The 18,047-nt window shown below is 67.6% G+C and carries 16 protein-coding genes; 13 read left to right on the top strand and 3 right to left on the bottom strand.

What is annotated here, in order from left to right; translation table 11 throughout:
* Positions 1-9: 9 nt before the first annotated feature.
* The 4 genes from paaD to galU all read left to right on the top strand — a co-directional run bounded on the left by paaD (position 10) and on the right by galU (position 3,630).
* Positions 10-594: a 1,2-phenylacetyl-CoA epoxidase subunit PaaD gene (paaD, locus tag BM372_RS02655; protein WP_090951416.1), complete on the top strand. Its 585-nt coding sequence runs from the start codon at positions 10-12 to the stop codon at positions 592-594.
* A gap of 15 nt (positions 595-609) precedes the next feature.
* Entirely contained in the window at positions 610-1,836 is a 1,227-nt protein-coding gene (paaE, locus tag BM372_RS02650) for a 1,2-phenylacetyl-CoA epoxidase subunit PaaE (protein ID WP_090951413.1), read from the top strand.
* A gap of 23 nt (positions 1,837-1,859) precedes the next feature.
* A complete protein-coding gene (locus BM372_RS02645) occupies positions 1,860-2,639 on the top strand; it encodes an enoyl-CoA hydratase/isomerase family protein (RefSeq protein WP_090951411.1) in 780 nt (259 codons plus the stop codon).
* A gap of 100 nt (positions 2,640-2,739) precedes the next feature.
* A complete protein-coding gene (galU, locus tag BM372_RS02640; RefSeq protein ID WP_090951408.1) occupies positions 2,740-3,630 on the top strand; it encodes a UTP--glucose-1-phosphate uridylyltransferase GalU in 891 nt (296 codons plus the stop codon).
* Here the strand turns inward: galU and BM372_RS02635 are convergent.
* A complete protein-coding gene (locus BM372_RS02635) occupies positions 3,627-4,091 on the bottom strand; it encodes an Lrp/AsnC family transcriptional regulator (RefSeq protein ID WP_090952883.1) in 465 nt (154 codons plus the stop codon). The genes galU and BM372_RS02635 overlap by 4 nt on opposite strands.
* Positions 4,092-4,251: 160 nt before the next feature.
* Between BM372_RS02635 and BM372_RS02630 the strand changes: the two genes are divergently transcribed.
* From BM372_RS02630 to BM372_RS02620, 3 genes are read left to right on the top strand one after another with little or no spacing between them, the layout of a single operon-like run.
* Complete coding sequence (locus BM372_RS02630; RefSeq protein ID WP_090951406.1) at positions 4,252-5,529, top strand: thiamine pyrophosphate-dependent dehydrogenase E1 component subunit alpha; 1,278 nt, start codon at positions 4,252-4,254, stop codon at positions 5,527-5,529.
* Entirely contained in the window at positions 5,526-6,650 is a 1,125-nt protein-coding gene (locus tag BM372_RS02625; RefSeq protein ID WP_090951400.1) for an alpha-ketoacid dehydrogenase subunit beta, read from the top strand. Before BM372_RS02630 ends, BM372_RS02625 begins: the two co-directional genes overlap by 4 nt.
* A 2-nt stretch (positions 6,651-6,652) precedes the next feature.
* A complete protein-coding gene (locus tag BM372_RS02620) occupies positions 6,653-8,203 on the top strand; it encodes a dihydrolipoamide acetyltransferase family protein (RefSeq protein ID WP_090951397.1) in 1,551 nt (516 codons plus the stop codon).
* Positions 8,204-8,238: 35 nt separating this feature from the next.
* Here BM372_RS02620 and BM372_RS02615 read toward each other — a convergent pair whose 3' ends face one another.
* Positions 8,239-8,868, bottom strand: coding sequence for a TMEM175 family protein (locus BM372_RS02615; protein ID WP_090952881.1), 630 nt, complete (start codon positions 8,866-8,868; stop codon positions 8,239-8,241).
* Between the two features lie 196 nt (positions 8,869-9,064).
* Here BM372_RS02615 and BM372_RS02610 point away from each other — a divergent pair, with 196 nt between their 5' ends.
* The 4 genes from BM372_RS02610 to BM372_RS02595 all read left to right on the top strand — a co-directional run bounded on the left by BM372_RS02610 (position 9,065) and on the right by BM372_RS02595 (position 13,409).
* Complete coding sequence (locus BM372_RS02610) at positions 9,065-9,880, top strand: MBL fold metallo-hydrolase (RefSeq protein ID WP_090951394.1); 816 nt, start codon at positions 9,065-9,067, stop codon at positions 9,878-9,880.
* A 117-nt stretch (positions 9,881-9,997) separates the two neighbouring features.
* The gene (locus BM372_RS02605; RefSeq protein ID WP_090951393.1) at positions 9,998-11,284 is read left to right on the top strand and encodes a MinD/ParA family ATP-binding protein; all 1,287 of its coding nucleotides are present in this window, start codon (positions 9,998-10,000) and stop codon (positions 11,282-11,284) included.
* Positions 11,285-11,392: 108 nt separating this feature from the next.
* A complete protein-coding gene (locus tag BM372_RS02600) occupies positions 11,393-12,130 on the top strand; it encodes a GAF and ANTAR domain-containing protein (protein WP_090951391.1) in 738 nt (245 codons plus the stop codon).
* A 67-nt stretch (positions 12,131-12,197) separates the two neighbouring features.
* Positions 12,198-13,409, top strand: coding sequence for an MFS transporter (locus BM372_RS02595; protein ID WP_090951387.1), 1,212 nt, complete (start codon positions 12,198-12,200; stop codon positions 13,407-13,409).
* 83 nt (positions 13,410-13,492) lie between these two features.
* On the opposite strand, the gene BM372_RS02590 is transcribed toward BM372_RS02595, so the two are convergent.
* Positions 13,493-14,506 carry a phosphatase PAP2 family protein gene (locus BM372_RS02590; protein ID WP_090951384.1) on the bottom strand — a complete coding sequence of 338 codons (1,014 nt, stop codon included), beginning with the start codon at positions 14,504-14,506 and terminating at the stop codon, positions 13,493-13,495.
* A gap of 136 nt (positions 14,507-14,642) precedes the next feature.
* Here BM372_RS02590 and BM372_RS02585 point away from each other — a divergent pair, with 136 nt between their 5' ends.
* A complete protein-coding gene (locus tag BM372_RS02585) occupies positions 14,643-15,707 on the top strand; it encodes an o-succinylbenzoate synthase (protein WP_256214002.1) in 1,065 nt (354 codons plus the stop codon).
* Between the two features lie 159 nt (positions 15,708-15,866).
* Positions 15,867-17,951 carry a PhoX family protein gene (locus BM372_RS02580; RefSeq protein ID WP_090951381.1) on the top strand — a complete coding sequence of 695 codons (2,085 nt, stop codon included), beginning with the start codon at positions 15,867-15,869 and terminating at the stop codon, positions 17,949-17,951.
* The last annotated feature ends 96 nt before the right edge of the window (positions 17,952-18,047 follow it).

Raw genomic sequence — 18,047 nt, 5'->3', positions numbered from 1 at the left:
ACCATGGAAATGTTTGTCTCCGATCCGGAAACCGCCGAGCGCCGCAACGCCGCCAAAGGCAACACCGCCCATGAGAAAGCCTGGGCGGTGGCTGCCACGGTGTGCGATCCCGAAATCCCGGTCCTCACCATTGCGGACCTCGGCATCCTGCGCGATGTCCAGGTTTCGAAGGAACCAAGCACTGACGACGGAGGGATGGTTCCCGCCGTCCAGGTCACCATCACCCCGACGTACTCGGGGTGCCCCGCCATGGACGCCATCCGGGATGACCTCACCGCGGCTTTCAACCGCGCGGGGTACCCGAGCGTGAGGGTCGAACTAGTCCTCTCCCCGGCCTGGACCACCGACTGGATGAGCGAGGACGGCAAGGCCAAGCTGGAGCAGTACGGCATCGCCCCGCCGTCGGGCCGTACAGCTGTTGATGGAAAAGCAGTCCGGCACGCCGGTCCCGTCCGGCTCTCGCTCGCCGTCAAGTGCCCCCAGTGTTCATCGCTGAACACCAAAGAACTGACCCGCTTCGGTTCCACGTCCTGCAAGGCCCTCTACGTGTGCCAGGACTGCAAGGAACCGTTCGACTACTTCAAAGTTTTGTAAGGAACAGGTGCCTCCATGACTGTTGTCCGCCAGACCGCCGCGGAGTCGGCTGCCGCCACCGGCCGCCGTCGGGCCTCCTTCCACCCCCTGACCGTGGATGAGGTCCGCCGGCTCACGGACGACGCCATCGAGGTGACGTTCGGGGTCCCGGCCGCGCTCGCCGGCCAGTTCGACTACCTGCCGGGCCAGTACGTCGCCCTGCGCACCACCCTGCCCGACGCCGACGGCCAGCCGCACGAGATCCGCCGCAGCTACTCCATCTGCGCCGAACCCCGCAGCTTCGAGGACGGCAGCAGCGAAATCCGCGTGGCCATCAAGAAAGATCTCGGCGGCCAGTTCTCCACCTGGGCCAACGCCGAACTCAAAGCGGGTGACGTCCTGGACGTCATGAGCCCCATGGGCGCCTTCGTCTCCAAGCACGGCCGCGACGGCAAGGCCGTGGAGCAGAACCTGATGACCTCCATGAATGATCCGGAACAGCTGGCGGGCGAGCCCGGTTCCTTCGTCGCGATCGCCGCCGGCTCCGGCATCACCCCCGTGATCGCGATCGCGCGCACCTTGCTGGCGGCCCACCCGGAGACCCGCTTTGACCTCATTTACGCCAACAAGGCCGCCATGGACGTGATGTTCCTCGAGGAGCTCGCGGACCTGAAGGACAAGTACCCGTCCCGGCTGGCGCTGCACCACGTGCTCTCCCGCGAACAGCGGATCGCGCCGCTGCTCAGCGGCAGGATCGACGCCGAAAAGCTCCAGGCGCTGCTGGGTACCGCCATCCACGCTGACGACGTCGACGAATGGTTCCTCTGCGGCCCGTTCGAACTCGTCCAGCTGTGCCGGGACACCCTTGCCGCGCGCGGCGTCGCCCCGGAGCACGTCCGGTTCGAACTGTTCACCTCCGGTAAGCCGGACCGTCCCGAGGGCAACATCGGCCGGCCCGTGATCGCCGACGAGTCGCAGGACACTTACAAGATCACGTTCAAACTGGACGGTCTGCAGGGCGAAGTGGCGAGCCCCACCCACGCCCGGGAATCCATCCTCAACGCCGCCCTCCGGGTCCGGCCCGACGTGCCGTTCGCCTGCGCCGGCGGCGTGTGCGGCACGTGCCGGGCCAAGGTGGTCACCGGCAAGGTCACCATGGACGAGAACTACGCCCTGGAGCAGGACGAGCTCGACAAGGGCTATGTCCTGACCTGCCAGTCCCACCCCACCACCCCGGAAGTCACGGTCGACTTCGACGTCTAGGCCTTTCCCAACCAAGGAGCCCCATGATTTCCCTCTCCATCGCCGGCGGCGTCGCCGAGATAGTGCTCGACGCAGCGCACAAGCTGAACTCCCTCGACGAGAAGGCTCTGGCGGATCTTTCGCGGGCGTACGACGACGCCGCTGACGCCGCCGAACGCGGCGACGTGCGGGCCCTGCTGCTGCGCGGCGAGGGGCGCGCCTTCTGCGCCGGCCGCGACATCGCGGGCGTGACCCCCGAAAGCGACGACGCGCAGGCCTACCTGGGCGGTCTCGTCCAGCCCCTGCTGAAGAAAATGAGCGCCTTCCCCGCTCCCACCTTCGCCGCTGCCCAGGGCGCCTGCCTCGGCGTCGGGCTCGGCCTGCTGCTGGCCACGGACGTGGTGTACGTGGCGGAGAACGCCAAGTTCGGCTCACCGTTCGCGAAGCTCGGCGCCACTCTCGATTCCGGCGGGCATTGGTATTTCACCGAACGCCTCGGCATGCACCGGACCTTGGACCTGATCTATACGGCCGAGCTCATGAGCGGCGCCGATGCCGTGGCGCAGGGCCTGTTCAGCCGGGCCATGCCCGCCGCGGACCTGCTCGAGGCCACCCGGTCGATCGTGGCCACGGTGGCCACCGGCGCCACGGGGGCGTTCAGGGCCAGCAAGGAGCTCGTGGCGCACATCCGGGACCAGCGGTTGGGGTTGTGGGCGGCCATGGAAGAAGAGAACGCGGAGCAGGCGCGGCTGTGCAAGAGCGAGGACTATGCCGAGGGTTTCCGCGCCTTCCAGGAGAAGCGCAGCCCGGTTTTCAAGGGCTGACAGGAAGCGCCTGCAGATGGTGGGGGACCGCGGGTTGAAGCACTACCTGTCTTTACTCCGAGGCATTCTCATTTCCGGAAGCCGCTTGTAAAGTTCGGTTATGACTCTGGGGAAAACTGTAACTAAGGCTGTCATACCCGCCGCAGGACTGGGAACGCGCTTCCTGCCGGCGACGAAGGCCATGCCCAAGGAGATGCTTCCGGTGGTTGATCAGCCGGCCATCCAATATGTGGTGGAAGAGGCCGTCCGGGCCGGGCTGACCGATCTGCTGATGGTGACGGGACGCCAGAAACGTGCCCTGGAGGACCACTTCGACCGGGAGCCCTCGCTGGAGAGGACTCTCGAACTTAAAGGCGACATTGACCGGCTGGAAGCCGTCCGCCACGCTTCCAGCTTGGGCCCGCTGCACTACGTGCGTCAGGGCGACCCCAAGGGGCTGGGCCACGCTGTCCTGTGCGCCCGCCAGCATGTGGGCGACGAGCCGTTCGCCGTCCTGCTGGGCGATGACCTGATCGATGAGCGGGACGAACTGCTGACCGCCATGATCGAGGTCCAGGCCAGGACGGGAGGCTCCGTCGTCGCGCTGATCGAGGTGGACCCGGCGGAAATCAGCGCCTATGGATGTGTCGACATTTCGGCAGTGCCTGGCCAAGACCACGTACGGATCAACCGCCTCGTGGAGAAACCCGACGTCGCCGATGCCCCGTCCAATCTGGCGGTGATCGGTCGGTACGTCCTGCATCCGGAGATCTTCGACGTCCTGGAGGACACCCCGCCCGGTCGCGGCGGCGAAATCCAGCTCACCGATGCGCTGCAGACCCTCGCCGTATCCGACTGCGAAGGCGGCGGCGTGTTTGGGGTGGTCTTCAAGGGCCGCCGGTATGACACCGGGGACAAACTGAGCTACCTCAAGGCGGTCCTTTCGATCGCCGCTGACCGGGTGGAGTTCGGTGAAGAGCTCCGGGCTTGGATGAAAGAGTTCGTCAACTAGCGCGTATCGACGTCTTCAAATACCAGGAACGTCTGGGTGTCCAGGACGCCCGGCATGGATTGCAGCTGATCGAAGATCACCCGGCGAAGGTCGATATTGTCCACGGCGCGCACCAGCAGGATGACATCGAAGTCCCCGCCCACCAGGGCGATGTGGTGGACCTCGGGAATGGCGCGCAGGAGTTCGCGCAGCTCCCGCCACGAATGCTGCCGCACTTTCAGCGTGACGTAGGCGGAGGACTTCAGGCCGGCCTTGATCGGATCCACCAGCGCGGTGAACTTGGTCAGGACGCCTTCGCCGGTGAGCCGGGCTATCCGGGTGTAGGCGTGGGCACGCGAAATGTGGACGTTCTCCGCCACCTGCGTCACGGACATCCTGCCGTCCCGGGTGAGCTCCGCAATGATGTTCCGGTCCACATCGTCCAGTGGCACCGCGGCCTGGTCCGCCTCAAGCTCTGCCATTTCGTCCACAACCTCTGCCCGTAATCCAGCTCACACTTACGATTTGTCTTCCAGACTAGGGCAAATTTTGGGACTTCTCCACGATTCGCGGCAAAGGTGGATACGAAACATGGGCTGGCGGCATACTGGGAAAGATTAGTGGCAACAGAAGGACGGACCAATGACGATCTCCGCGGACCACACCGCCCAAGAGCCTGCGACCAAGGACGCCCAGGAGCCTGCGGCCAAAGAGACGGCGTCGCAGCCGGCCGGGCAACAGGCCGGGTCGCAAGATCCAGCCAGCGAGGCCGTGCGCAAGTTCGGCATCACGGCCGAGGACTACATGCTCCCTGCCCGCCACCCGATCCAGATGGTCGGCCCCGACGGGACGCTGAACCCCCACACTGAGCAGGGCACGCAGCCCGGGCACGAATACGGCCTCCCCAGCGATGCTGAACTGCTGGCCGCCTACGAGCAGCTCGTCGTCGGACGCCGCGTCAATGACCAGAACTCCGCGCTGGTCCGCCAGGGCCGGATGGCCGTGTATCCCTCGAGCCATGGACAGGAAGCCTGCCAGGTCGCCGCGGCGCTGTGCCTCGCCGAGGGCGACTGGCTGTTCCCGACCTACCGCGACTCCGTGGCCGTGATGGCCCGCGGTGTGGACCCCGTCCAGACCATGACGCTGTTCCGCGGCGACTGGCACGGCGGCTATGACCCCACCGAACACAAGGTCGGCATCCAGTGCACCCCGCTGACCACCCAACTGCTGCACGGCGTCGGCGTGGCCCATGCCGCCAAGCTGCGCGGCGAGGACACCGTGGTCCTGGCCATGTGCGGCGACGGTGCCACGAGTGAGGGCGACTTCCATGAAGCCCTCAATTTCGCTGCCGTCTTCCACCTGCCGGTGGTCTTCTTCGTCCAAAACAACCAGTACGCCATTTCCGTGCCGCTCGCGCACCAGTCGGTCGCCCCCTCGCTGGCGCACAAGGCCGTGGGTTACGGTATGGCCGGTGAACGCGTGGACGGCAACGACGTCGTCGCGCTGCTCGCCGTGCTCGGCCGCGCCGTCAAGCTCGCACGCGAAGGCTCCGGCCCGCTCCTGGTGGAGGCCCACACCTACCGGATGCAGGCGCACACCAACGCCGATGACGCCACCCGCTACCGGCAGGACAGCGAAGTCGCCCAATGGGTCGCCAAGGACCCGCTGAGCCGGACGCAGACCTACCTGACCGGCCGCGGCCTGCTCGACGACGACGCCGCCGACCGGATCGCCGGGAAGGCCGAGGCCGTAGCCACGCAACTGCGCGACGGCCTCGGCGAAGACGTCCCGGTGGACCCGCAGGATCTGTTCAACCACGTCTTCTCGACGCCCACCCAGCAACTGAAGGAGCAGTCCGCCATGCTCGCCGACGAACTGGCCCGCGACGCCGCATCCACCGCAACGGAGGCCGGGAAATGAGCCCCACCGTCACCACGTCCTCCGAAGCGAACAACAACGTCAGCGCCGCCACGGCCCGCGCAGCCGCCAAGGCTGCAGGCGCGGCAGCGCAAAACACAGACATGACCGGCCCGCAGACCATCACCCTGGCCAAGGCCCTGAACACCGCCATGGCCGACGCCATGCACGCGGACCCGTCGGTCCTGGTCTTCGGCGAGGACGTCGGCATGCTCGGCGGCGTCTTCCGCATCACCGACGGGCTCACCGAGACGTTCGGGCAGACCCGCTGCTTCGACACCCCGCTGGCCGAATCCGGGATCGTGGGCATGGCCGTGGGCATGGCGATGAACGGGATGCGCCCGGTCATCGAGATGCAGTTCGACGCGTTCGCCTACCCGGCCTTCGAACAAATCGTCAGCCACGTCGCGAAGATGCACAACCGCACCAAGGGCGCCGTGAAGCTGCCCATGGTCATCCGGGTCCCGTACGCCGGCGGCATCGGGGGAGTGGAGCACCACTGCGACTCCTCCGAGGCCTACTACGCGCACACCGCGGGCCTGAAGGTGTTCACCCCGGCCACGGTCGCCGACGGCTACCGGATGCTCCGCGAAGCCATCGACTCCGACGACCCCGTCATGTTCATGGAGCCCAAGAAGCTGTACTGGTCCAAGGACCAGGTGGACCTGGCAGCGCTGCGCGCCGAGCACGCCGCCAACACCGAGCGGGGCACGTCCTCCGAAGGCCGCGCCGCCGTCGCCCGCCCCGGCACCGACGCCACCCTGATCGCCTACGGGCCCTCCATCCCGACCGCGCTCGCCGCCGCTGCCGCCGCCGCGGAGGAAGGCCGCTCGCTGGAGGTGATCGACGTCCGCTCGATCGTGCCGTTCGACGACGAGACGGTCTGCGCCTCGGTGCGCAAGACCGGCCGTGCCGTGGTCATCGCGGAGGCCCACGGCTTCGCCTCCGTGGCCTCGGAAATCGTGGCGCGGGTCCAGGAACGTTGTTTCCACCATCTCGCCGCGCCAATCCGCCGCGTCACGGGCTTCGACGTGCCGTACCCGGCGCCGAAGCTTGAGCACTACTACCTGCCCGGCGTGGACCGCATCCTCGACGCCGTTGACGATCTCCAGTGGGAAGACTGACCATGAGCGAACCTAAAGTATTCCTCCTGCCGGACCTCGGTGAGGGACTGACCGAGGCCGAACTCGTCAGCTGGCTCGTGGCGGTGGGGGACGAGATCCGCGTGGACCAGCCGATTGCCGAGGTGGAGACGGCTAAGTCCATGGTGGAGGTGCCCTCCCCGTACGCCGGCACCGTGGCCGTGCTGCATGGCGAGCCTGGCCAGACGCTCGACGTCGGCAAGCCGCTGATCTCGGTGACTCCTCTTGGGACCGCCGTCTCCGCTGGTGTTTCCGCTGGTGGGGCCGCCGCAGATGATGCCGCCCCCGCCCCTTCGCCGGACAGCATTCGTCCTGCGGACGATGCTGCCGGCTCCGTCAGGCCCGATGCCACTCCCGGGGCGGCATCATCCGCGCCGGCCGGGACCGCTGTTGACTCGCCGGCCGCTGTTGCCGCTGAGGTTTACCGTGAGGAGGAGAAGGCTGGGTCTGGGAATGTCCTGATCGGTTATGGGACTCCGGGCGGGCATGGGGTTGCCCGGCGGACCCGGGCTCCTAAGCGGGCCGCGATGGCTGAGTCTGTCAGCGGGGTGTCTGCTGCCGAGAAGGCTGCCGATGACCTGGTGCTGCTGCGGACCCGGGTTCCCGGGAAGCTGGGGGCGGTTATTTCTCCGCTGGTTCGCCGGATGGCTCGCGATCATGGGGTTGATTTGGGGGAACTCCAAGGGTCGGGGGCCAGCGGGCTCATCATGCGGCGCGATGTCGAAGCCGTCATCAAGCCGTCACCGGTGGTAGAGCGCCCGGCGGTGGAGCCGGCCGCGCCGGCCTCGGCGTCCGGCACCGATGCGCGCACCGGGCTGGGCATTGCCGGGCGGACCGCCGTCCGCGGCGTGCGCAAGGCCGTCGCGGCGAACATGACGCGCAGCCGGTCCGAGATCCCGGAAGCCACGGTGTGGGTGGACGTGGACGCCACGGCCCTCGTGGAGATGCGGGCCGCGCTGAAGAAACAGGACCCGCACCACACGCCGGGACTGCTGGCGTTCATCGCGCGGTTCGTGACCGCCGGGCTGAAGAAGTACCCCGCGCTTAATACCCGGATCGTGACCACCGAAGACACCACCGGCGGGGCATCCCAGGAGATCGTCGAGTTCGACGGCGTCAACCTCGGGTTCGCGGCGCAGACCGAGCGCGGACTGATGGTTCCGTCCGTGCGCAACGCGGACAAGCTCAGCGCCCGCGAACTGGACGCCGAGATCCGGCGCCTCACCGCCGTCGTCCGCGAAGGCAAGGCGACGCCGGCGGAACTGGGCAGCGGCACGTTCACACTGAACAACTACGGCGTGTTTGGTGTCGACGGCTCCGCCGCGATCATCAACCACCCAGAGGTGGGAATCCTCGGCGTCGGACGGATCATCGACAAGCCCTGGGTGGTCAACGGTGAACTCGCCGTCCGCAAGGTCACCGAGCTGACGCTGACCTTTGATCACCGCGTATGCGACGGCGGCACAGCAGGCGGTTTCCTGCGCTACGTCGCCGACGCGATCGAGAACCCGGGAACGGCGCTCGCGGACCTGTGAGTCCGGCTGGAGGGCCGCGCGGAGGGACCGCACAGTCAGCCCTGTGCGGTCCCTTTCGGCGCGTGGCGGAGTGCTGAAACCCGGTGCGTCACCCATGGCGCCGGCAGGAGCAGCAGCCACAGCAGCGGGGTATAGGAGTTGAGCGCGAACGCCGCCGGAATCGAGAGCAGGAAGATTGCGGCGCCGACCATCCGGGCGTTGAGTACGGGCCGGTGGACCTGCGGAACCATCTCCGGCTCCATCAGCCCGGCCCGGTCGGCGTAGCTCCAGATGGCCGCCATCGTGAGGTAAACCGCTGCGATATTGGTGGCGTACAGCACGCTTGGCCAGGGCGTGGGGTCGTCACCGTAGTCGCTGAGGATGGACGTGGGCGCGGGAAGCATGGCGATGAAGAACAGGAGAGCCAGATTCAGCCTGGCCAGGTTCACGCTGAAATGCTGGATCCTTGCGAAGTCAGCCCTGTGGGACATCCACGTCCTGGAGACGATGAGGAATGAGAGCGCATACGCAAACAGTTGCGGCCAAGCCTCCAGCAGGGCGTCATCCAAGTCCGCCGCCGGAATACCCTCGGGCAGCTTCAAGTCCAATGCCAAGAGGGTCAGGGCGATGGCGAAGACGGCATCGCTGAAGTACACCAGCCGCTCCAGAGATGAGCCGGAGTCCAACGGGAGCCACCTTTCGATCGTTCGGTGGAGCACATGGCGGATCAATTAAGGTAGCCCACACGCTACACGGTCCGGGGACGCACGGCGATGGCTTTCAGCGGCGCCGCCTCCGGGCATCGCCCGCAGGACGTGGATAGAATCGAGGCCTGAACATCGCACCAAGGAACAAGAAAAGCGTCGGAATTACGGAGATTTAATGTCACGTTGGCTCGAGGTCGGTCCGGACAACTACGTATTGACAACTCAAGGTTCTTGGCTCAACACGGGCCTGGTGGTCGGCACTGAGCGCGCCATGGTGATCGACACCGGCGGCGGCCCCCGGCAGGGCCGAGAGATCCTGGACGCGGTGCGCGAAAAGACCGCGCTGCCGCTCGTCGTCGTCAATACGCATGCCCACTACGACCACTTCTTCGGCAATGCCGTCTTTGCCGCCGACGGCGTTACGGAATTTTGGGCGCACGAGAACTGTGCGGCGGAGATTGAGGAGAACGGCGATGAGCAGCGCCGGCTCGTGGCCTCGGATGAGCCTGAGATGGCCGCGGGGCAGGGCTCCGACGTCGAACTCGTGGTTCCGAACGCGATCGTGAAGGACCAGCCGGTCCTCGTGGACCTGGGCGGGCAGACCGTCACCTTGTTCTATCTGGGCAACGGCCACACCGACGGCGATCTCCTTGTTGGCACGGCGAGCACCCTCTTCGCCGGTGACCTCGTGGAACAGGGTTCGCACCCTTCCTTCGAGGACTCCTTCCCGGAAGACTGGGCGGACGCCCTCCGGCACCTGTCCGCGTTGCGGCACCGCTACGAATTCCTGATCCCAGGCCACGGCGAGCCGTGCTCGGACGAGTTCGTCAAGACCATGGCGGACACCATGACCACTGCGGTGCGGCAGGCAACCCAGGCCACCCGGGAAACTCCGGATGACGCAACCAAGGCGATCCCGATCCTGCCATACGGGCCCGAGCAGTCGCGCTGGTTCATCAAACGCCTGCAGGAAACGCGGGCGAACCACTAGGGGCGGGATTGGGCATCCGATGGTAAGGGTGCTCATCATTGCCCCTAGACTTGTTCCTTGAACGATGTCAATCGAGCACTGCAGCGGTCTGCGCTGTGATCCCCGGGGGGAACGAACATGCCAGAACCGGTCGAGAACAAGACCGCCGACGCCCTTGCCGACGCTCAAGCAGCCGCAGAGCAGGCCCAGCTCCCGCGACGGCGAGACCGCCGCCGCGGCGACGACTCCGACGCCTGGACAGGAACCATGCCGATCATTTCCAGCGACCAGGCCGAGCAGCGCCCAACCGCCCCCAGCAGTTCCTGGGCGGAGGCCGCCGCCGCAGCCGACGCCCCCGCGCGCCCGCAGCCTGCCAAGCCGTCCAAGGATCCGGTCGGAACGCCGCCGGCCCCCGGGGCTGCGCCCGCCGTGCCTGCACAGCCGAGCCGTTCCACGCGTTCGGCCAGCCGGTCGGCGGCTCTCGCCGAGGCGCCCGTGCCCGACTTCATCAGTTCCCCTGGGCTCTTCGTCCGCGAGCAGAAACCGCGCCCCATCGGCGGATTCCGCGGCGCCCTTTACAACCTGACCGGCGGCAGCCTGAACCTTGGCCCGAGCGCCCGGCAGCGCGAAGAAGACGAGCTGGCACGGCGGATCTCCCGTCAGCTCCAGGGCAGCTACAACACGGCCGTCCTGAGCCTCAAGGGAGGGATCGGCAAGACTTCCACCACCGTCGGCGTCGGCCTCACCCTGGCCGAATTCCGCGGCGATCCGCCGTGCGCGATTGACGCGAACCCCGACTCCGGGGACCTCGTGGAGCGTGCCCTCGGCGAGGGGATTTACCAGCAGCAGAGCCCGCGCACCATCACGGACCTGCTCAAAAACATCGAATCCATCGATTCCCTCACTGCCCTGGCCCGGTACATGCACCATGCCGGCAGACTGCACCTCATCGCCGGCGAACAGGATCCCGAGGTTTCAGACTCCCTGACGGCCGCGGAGTACCTGAGGATCCGCAAGCTCATCTCCGGCTACTACTCGGTGGCGCTCATTGACTGCGGCACCGGGGTCACGCATAACGCGATGAGCGGCATCCTGCAGTCGGCGGACAACCTGATCATCGCGGCAGGCTACGCCGTCAGCGGCGCCAAGCGGGCCCGCAGCACGCTGCACTGGCTGGCCAGCCACGGCTACGCCGACCTCGCCAGCAACGCCATCGTGGTCATCACGGACAAGGATGAGGTCTCCAGCCGGGTGGACAAGGACGCCATCGAGGAACACCTGTCCGGCATCTGCCGCCAGCTGATCGCGGTCCCGCATGACCGCGGCGTGGCCGACGGCGACCTTGTGACCCTGGATGTGCTCCGGCCCGAAACGCGGCGCGCCTACCGGGAAATTGCCGCCGCGATCGTGGACGGCTACGTCTAGGTCAAAGATGCCGCCGCTCCCGAAAGGCCCGTCGCCCTGGAATGCGCCGAACGCGTAACGCCGGTGGTCCGGGTTGTCCGGTCGCGGGACTCCGCCTTAGATTTAGGCATGGTCAACAACTATGCCGCGGACGATGCCGCCTTGCAGCTTCAGGATCTGCTCATGGCGACAGACAACGTCGAGGACTTCCTAGGGCGTCTTGCGGAGTTTTCGGCGTGGACGCTGAACCGCAGCACCGGGGCGGCCATCGAATGCGGGGTAACCCTGCAGCGGCGGAAGCGAACCATGACGGTTGCGGGCAGCAGCCCCCGCGCGGTCACCCTTGACCGAATCGAGCAGGGCGTTGGTGACGGTCCCTGCATCCTGGCGCTGCGGACCAAAGCAATGGTCGTCCTGGCGGACGTGGACGCGGATCCCCGCTGGCCCGAATACCAGCGGCAACTCGCGGACCACGGCTGCCGCAGCACGCTGGGGGTTCCGCTGGAAATCGGCCAGGACGCCGCGGCCGCCCTGAACTTCTTCGCCGCGGACACGGGGGTGTTCACCGAGGAGGCCATCGCGGAGGCCGCCGGATTCGCTGACCTGGCCGGCCGGGCCCTTCGCCTCGCCGTCCGGATGGGAACCATGCAATCACGGGCCGAGGATCTGCAGGCCGCGATGGAGCACCGCACGTCGATCAATTTGGCCTGCGGCATAATCATGGCGCAAAACCGGTGTTCGCAGGACGAGGCCATGGCCATCCTGACCAAGGTCTCCAGCAACCGGAACCAAAAGTTGCGGGACGTCGCCGCGGACGTGCTCCTGCACCTCACGAACGAGGAAGTCCGCACCCACTTCGACGCGTAACCCCGGGGGGGGGATGGCACGCGTAGCAGTTCCGGGCAGAGTGCCGGCCGGCCCTAGGATGAAGGGGATGACCACAACAAGCCTCGCCCCCTTCAGCCTCCGCAGCATCGCCGTTCCTGCGTTCGGACCGGCCCTCATGTTCAGCCTTGGCGAAGGGGCGATCCTGCCCGTGGTCGCATTGTCGGCCCGTGACCTCGGCGCCTCCGTGGCCGGTGCCGCCCTGATAGTCACGCTGATCGGACTCGGATCCTGGTTCTTCAACCTGCCGGCGTCGATAATCACCCTAAAATTCGGCGAACGCTGGGCGATCGTGGGGGCTGCGGCCGCGAGCGCCGTCGCCCTCGCCGGCGCGGCCCTAGCACCCCTCTTCCCCGGCGGGATCTGGGTGCTGGCGGCGGCGATGGTCGTCGTCGGCATGGCCGCCAGCGTTTTCAGCCTGGCCCGGCAGAAATACCTGACCGAAGCTGTCCCGGTCGTGCTGCGGGCGCGGGCCCTGTCCACCCTCGGCGGCGTCACCAGGATCGGCATTTTCATCGGTCCGTTCGTCGGTGCCGCGGTGATGCAGCTTGCCGGCATCACCGGGGCCTACTGGGTCGGCGTCGTGGCCATGGCCGCGGCGGCGGCCGTATCCCTCAGCATCCCGGATCTTGAGGTGCCGGCCCCGCCCGACGGCGTTTCGCCGAAACAGCCCACCCTGCGCAGCGTCGCGGTTTCCCACGCCGGCGTCTTCCTGACCGTCGGCGCGGGGGTCCTGCTGCTGAGCGCGCTGCGGGCCTCACGCCAGGCGGTCATCCCGCTGTGGGCCGATCACCTGGGCATGGACGCCACCCAGGCCGCCCTCATTTACGGCATCTCCGGCGCCATTGACATGCTCGTGTTCTACCCGGCGGGAAAACTGATGGACCGCAAGGGCCGGCTGTGGGTGGCTGTGCCGTCCACCCTCATCATGGGGACAGCCATGATGCTGATCCCGCTCAGCACGGGCTTCGTCTCGCTCATGCTGGCGGCGCTCCTGGTCGGCTTCGGCAACGGGATCAGCTCCGGCCTGAACATGACGCTCGGCGCTGACTTCTCGCCGGACAACGGCCGCGGCCAGTTCCTCGGCATCTGGCGCTTCATGGCCGATGCCGGTGCTACCGGTGGGCCGGTCCTGCTCTCGGCCGTCACCGCCGTCGCGTTCCTGGGCGCCGGCGTGGCGGCGACCGGTGTGATTGGTTTCGCCGCAGCCGCCGTGTTCGCCGTGACCATTCCGCGCCTCAAACACCGCCGGAACTACTGACCAGACAGGCTAGCGTGTCCGTGTCAAAGTGCTCCCGGACGGTGCGCTGGGTCCGTTGCGTGGACGGCCCCTCCGCGCTGCTGCTATGCGTCCCTGTCGTGCGCCGCATACCCGAACAGCCACAGGCCGCCGACCATGGCGAGGTAGCCTGCGATGACGATCAGCGCGGTACCGGCCCAGAAATAGTGCGTGCTGCTGCCTTCCAGGCCCGTGCCGCCGGAGATGCTCAGCAACGCGTAGCCGGCAACGGCGGCCGCGGCGAGGCCGATCATCACTGGAAGCACCAGCCACACCCTGGCTGAGGCCCAGTGCTCGTTGTAGCCCGCCCAGACGTTCCAGCGACTGCCTCTGCGGATGATCAGCCAGCCGGCCGGCAGCATGAAGGCCCCTACCACCAGAAAGGCTGCCACCACATCGGCTGGCCGGTGCCACTGGTTGATCAGGGTGGATACCCCCGTGGCAACGGCGAAGCTGCCGCCCAGAAAACCGGCCAGCGGCCGCCAGCGCGGCGAAACCATGAGGAAGACGGCGGCCGCGGCCGAGGCCGCCATGGTGGTGTGGCCCGAGGGCAGCGAGTTCAGCTCGAGAGTCTCGACACCGCGGTACGGCCGGACCGGGAGCAGGTCCTTCAGGATTTGCGTGGCCAGGTTGGCGCCCACGCAGGCCGCCACCGCGATTCCCGCCGCGGCCCACCGGCGCCTCAGGATGGTGACGAAGATGACCACCACCGACGCGATCACCACGGAAAGCACCGGCAGCCAGTCCAACAACTTGGTGGCAGCTTTGCCCGCGGTGCCGCTGAGCTCCACCGCTTCCACCAGGGCCGACTCGTCAATGAACTGGCCTGTGGTGGTGCGCACGAAGAAGACGTACGTGGCGGCGAGCGCGGCGACGCACACGACCGTGGCCAGCGCGAACAGCGCCGCCGTGCCCTTGCCCGGGGACCACTCCACGCGCGGCACCGGCGCCGCGCTGGCCCGTGCGCTGGGGGCCTGCCTTTTGAGAACCTGAGTCTCGGGGACCGGCGTAGTGAGGACCCGAGTCTCGTGGACTTGGGCAGACGGGTCCCGTGGGGTGCGTTCCTGCCGAAAAGTCATGGCATCAAGGGTCGCACAGAACCCTGCACGCCACCTGATGGACGCGGCGCGCTGCCAGGACTGTAGAGCCCGGAAAGGGCGAGTACCCTCCACGCTTGCCACTGCCTCCCAGGAGGCCTCCCAGTACAGTGGCATCATGCCCGCACTTCCCCTGGACCCACGTAACCCCGCGCACCCACTGGACCCGGTCACACCTCCTGCCGCGGCCCTGCCCGGCCTCGACGAGCTCCTCGCCGGTGCCCATGTTGTGAGCCTGCCGATGAGGGTGAAGTTCCGGGGCATCCTGCAGCGTGAGGCCCTGCTGCTCCGCGGACCTCTGGGCTGGGGCGAATTCGGACCCTTCCCGGAGTATGAGGACGCCGAGGCGTCCCGCTGGCTGGCCGCAGCCGTCGAGGCCGGCTGGTCCGGGTTCCCGGCGCCGTTGCGGGACAGCATTCCGGTCAACGCCACGGTGCCTGCCGTTCCCGCAGACCGGGTCCCGGAAGTCCTGGCCCGTTTCGGCCGAGTGGACGCGGTCAAGGTCAAGGTGGCCGAGCGCGGCCAGAGCCTGAACGACGACGCCGCCCGGGTGGCCGCCGTCCGGGAGGTGCTCCCGGACGCCGCCATCCGGGTGGACGCGAACGGCGGCTGGGACGTCGCGGAGGCCGTCACGGCACTGACCCGGCTCGCCGCCGTCGGACTCGAATACGCCGAACAGCCCGCGCCGGACATCGCGGGCCTGGCCGAAGTCCGGCGGCAGCTGCGGGCCTCGGGCGTCCCCGTGCTGATCGCCGCGGACGAAAGCGTGCGCAAGGAGGATGATCCCCTCAAAGTGGCACGCGCCGGCGCCGCAGACCTGATCGTCGTCAAGACCGCACCGCTGGGGGGAGTGCGGCGCGCCCTGAACATCGTGGCGCAGGCGGGCCTTCCCGCCGTCGTGAGTTCAGCGCTGGACACCTCGGTGGGGATCCGGGCCGGGCTGGCCCTCGCCGCCGCCCTGCCCGAGCTACCGTACGCCTGCGGGCTCGGCACTGTGTCGCTGCTCGCCGCCGACGTCACGCAGGATTCCCTGGTTCCCGACGACGGCGCCATCGCCCTCCGAGACGTCCGCCCGGCACCAGAACTCCTGGCCGAACACGCGGCATCCCCGGAGCGCCGGCACTGGTGGCTGGACCGGCTGCGGCGCGTACACGCCGTGCTGGCCGGGTCGTCTGCTCCATAACGGCCCTTATGCGGGCTGAACAGGGCTTTTACGGGGCGACGGAGGGATTCCCGAGCAGGGGGAAGCGTTCACCGGCTCTTCATCTAGGAGACGTCTCTCGGTAGCCGGCGGCTGGAAGGGTGAGCGCGACAGCATCTCACTCCCATGGAAGGTCTCTCCATGTCGGTATCCTCCGAACGCAAGTTTTCCCTGCTCCCCATGCTCGGCCACACGAAGGGCAAGCGCAGCCCCGTCACGTGTGCCCTGAAGTGCGACAACGCCTGCTCGGGCGAGGTCTGCAACACCAGCACCAACAGCTACTTCCGTGACATCGCCTCCGCCACAATGTCCCGCCGCGCCGCCCTGGGTTTCGGCGCCGCCGGCGCGCTCGCCGTCGTGCTCGGCAACGCCGTGACGTCCACCGGAACGGCCGTTGCCGACGGCGGTCCCGGCCTCGCCGCCGCCGCCAGGAACGGCTTTGGCGCTTCGAAACTGCAGTTCACCGCCATCGCACCGGTGGACGCCGCCGTGGACAAGCTGACAGTCCCCGCCGGGTTCACCTGGCAGCCGGTCATCCGCTGGGGCGACCCGCTGTTCAACGACTCGCCGGCCTTCGACATCGAGCACCAGAGCGCGGCAGCGCAGGCCCGCCAGTTCGGTTACAACAACGACTACACAGACATTCTGCCGATCGAAGGCGCCAAGGACCGCCGGGCCGTGCTCTTCACGAACCACGAGTACACTAACGAGCTCATCATGGTGCCAGCCGGCTTCGACCCCGCCGAAACCCGCGCCATCGGCCGTGCCGCGCACGGACTCACCGTCGTCGAACTGGAACGGAAAAACAAAAACAAGCCGTGGAGCTACGTCAAGGGCGCCGGCCTGAACCGCCGCTACCTGACCGACACCACGTACCAACTCGACGGTCCCGCCGCAGGATCCGCGCTCCTGAAGACCATCGCCGATCCGTCCGGCCGCGCCATCAAGGGCACCTTGGGCAACTGCTCCGGCGGCACCACCCCCTGGGGCACCATCCTCTCGGGCGAGGAAAACTTCAACGGCTACTTCGCCGCGCCCGGGACCTCCGACGCCGACAGGCGCTACGGCCTGACCAACAAGCCGACGGCGCGGCAGTGGGAACTGGATGACCCGCGCTTCGACACCCGCAACACCGGGTACGCGAACGAGGCCAACCGCTTCGGCTGGATCGTGGAAGTCGACCCGTTCGACCCCTCGTCCACCCCCCGCAAGCACTCGGCGATGGGCCGCTTCAAGCACGAGGGCGCCAACGTGATCGTCGCCGAGTCCGGCCACGTGGTGGCCTACATGGGCGACGACGAGCGCTTCGACTACCTGTACAAGTTCGTCTCCAGGGACACGTACCGGGAAGGCGACCGCCAGCACAACCTGACCCTCCTGTCGGCGGGCGACCTCTACGTCGCCAGGTTCACCGGCAACGCCGCGCCGGCCGAGATCGACGGCTCGGGCAAGCTCCCGGCCGATGGCGCCTTTGACGGCAGCGGGGAATGGCTGCCGCTCGTCGTGGGCGGCCAGTCGAAGGTGGCCGGGATGTCCGTGGACGAAGTGCTGGTCTACACCCGCCTCGCCGCAGACAAGGTCGGCCCGACCAAGATGGACCGGTGCGAGGACGTCCAGCCCAGCCTGCACACGGGCAAGGTATACGTCGTGTGCACCAACAACACGGACCGCGGCAAGGTGGGCAAGGAGGCCGCCACGGAGGTCAACCCGCGCAACCTCAACCGCGACGGCCACATCGTGGAAATCACCGAGACCGGGGACCAGGCATCCACCACTTTCGGCTGGAATCTGCTGATGGTCTGCGGCGATCCGGCGAAGAACACGGCGACCTACTTCGCGGGCTTCCCGGCAGACCAGGTCTCCCCGATCTCCTGCCCCGACAACGTCGCCTTCGACTCCGTCGGCAACCTCTGGATCTCCACCGACGGCGCACCCTCCACCGTCGGCTACGCCGACGGGCTCTTCAAAGTGACCCTGGACGGTGCGGAACGCGGCAAGGTGGAGCAGTTCCTCGCCGTCCCGCGCGACGCCGAGACCTGCGGCCCTGTCATCCACGACGACGAACGGACCGTTTTTGTTGCCGTGCAGCACCCGGGCGAGGAAGGCACGTTCGCCGAGCAGCACTCGTACTTCCCGGACTATGTTGCCGCGGGCGCCACGCCGCGGCCGGGCCAGGTCCGCGCCCCGCGCCCGTCCGTGGTCCAGGTGTTCCGCACCGACGCCTAAGCTCCCAGCAACGCGGGGTCAGATTGAGCCCAATCCGGACCCTCGGATGGGCGCGATCTGACCCCGCGTTGCTTCTTGGGGCGGGGAAGGTGCGAA

Origin of the sequence: Arthrobacter sp. ov118 (assembly GCF_900116495.1) — a bacterium.
Classification (GTDB): domain Bacteria; phylum Actinomycetota; class Actinomycetes; order Actinomycetales; family Micrococcaceae; genus Arthrobacter.
This window is presented reverse-complemented; position numbering and strand designations above follow the sequence as displayed.

What these genes read in the sequence shown, in the direction of transcription:
- BM372_RS02600 (WP_090951391.1), top strand. Translation starts at nt 11,393, where the DNA reads ATGGTCAACAACTATGCCGCGGACGATGCCGCCTTGCAGCTTCAGGAT.
- BM372_RS02580 (WP_090951381.1), top strand. Translation starts at nt 15,867, where the DNA reads ATGTCGGTATCCTCCGAACGCAAGTTTTCCCTGCTCCCCATGCTCGGC.
- BM372_RS02610 (WP_090951394.1), top strand. Translation starts at nt 9,065, where the DNA reads ATGTCACGTTGGCTCGAGGTCGGTCCGGACAACTACGTATTGACAACT.
- BM372_RS02585 (WP_256214002.1), top strand. Translation starts at nt 14,643, where the DNA reads ATGCCCGCACTTCCCCTGGACCCACGTAACCCCGCGCACCCACTGGAC.
- BM372_RS02625 (WP_090951400.1), top strand. Translation starts at nt 5,526, where the DNA reads ATGAGCCCCACCGTCACCACGTCCTCCGAAGCGAACAACAACGTCAGC.
- BM372_RS02595 (WP_090951387.1), top strand. Translation starts at nt 12,198, where the DNA reads ATGACCACAACAAGCCTCGCCCCCTTCAGCCTCCGCAGCATCGCCGTT.
- BM372_RS02645 (WP_090951411.1), top strand. Translation starts at nt 1,860, where the DNA reads ATGATTTCCCTCTCCATCGCCGGCGGCGTCGCCGAGATAGTGCTCGAC.
- BM372_RS02630 (WP_090951406.1), top strand. Translation starts at nt 4,252, where the DNA reads ATGACGATCTCCGCGGACCACACCGCCCAAGAGCCTGCGACCAAGGAC.
- galU (WP_090951408.1), top strand. Translation starts at nt 2,740, where the DNA reads ATGACTCTGGGGAAAACTGTAACTAAGGCTGTCATACCCGCCGCAGGA.
- BM372_RS02620 (WP_090951397.1), top strand. Translation starts at nt 6,653, where the DNA reads ATGAGCGAACCTAAAGTATTCCTCCTGCCGGACCTCGGTGAGGGACTG.
- BM372_RS02590 (WP_090951384.1), bottom strand. Translation starts at nt 14,506, where the DNA reads ATGACTTTTCGGCAGGAACGCACCCCACGGGACCCGTCTGCCCAAGTC.
- paaD (WP_090951416.1), top strand. Translation starts at nt 10, where the DNA reads ATGTTTGTCTCCGATCCGGAAACCGCCGAGCGCCGCAACGCCGCCAAA.
- paaE (WP_090951413.1), top strand. Translation starts at nt 610, where the DNA reads ATGACTGTTGTCCGCCAGACCGCCGCGGAGTCGGCTGCCGCCACCGGC.
- BM372_RS02605 (WP_090951393.1), top strand. Translation starts at nt 9,998, where the DNA reads ATGCCAGAACCGGTCGAGAACAAGACCGCCGACGCCCTTGCCGACGCT.
- BM372_RS02635 (WP_090952883.1), bottom strand. Translation starts at nt 4,091, where the DNA reads ATGGCAGAGCTTGAGGCGGACCAGGCCGCGGTGCCACTGGACGATGTG.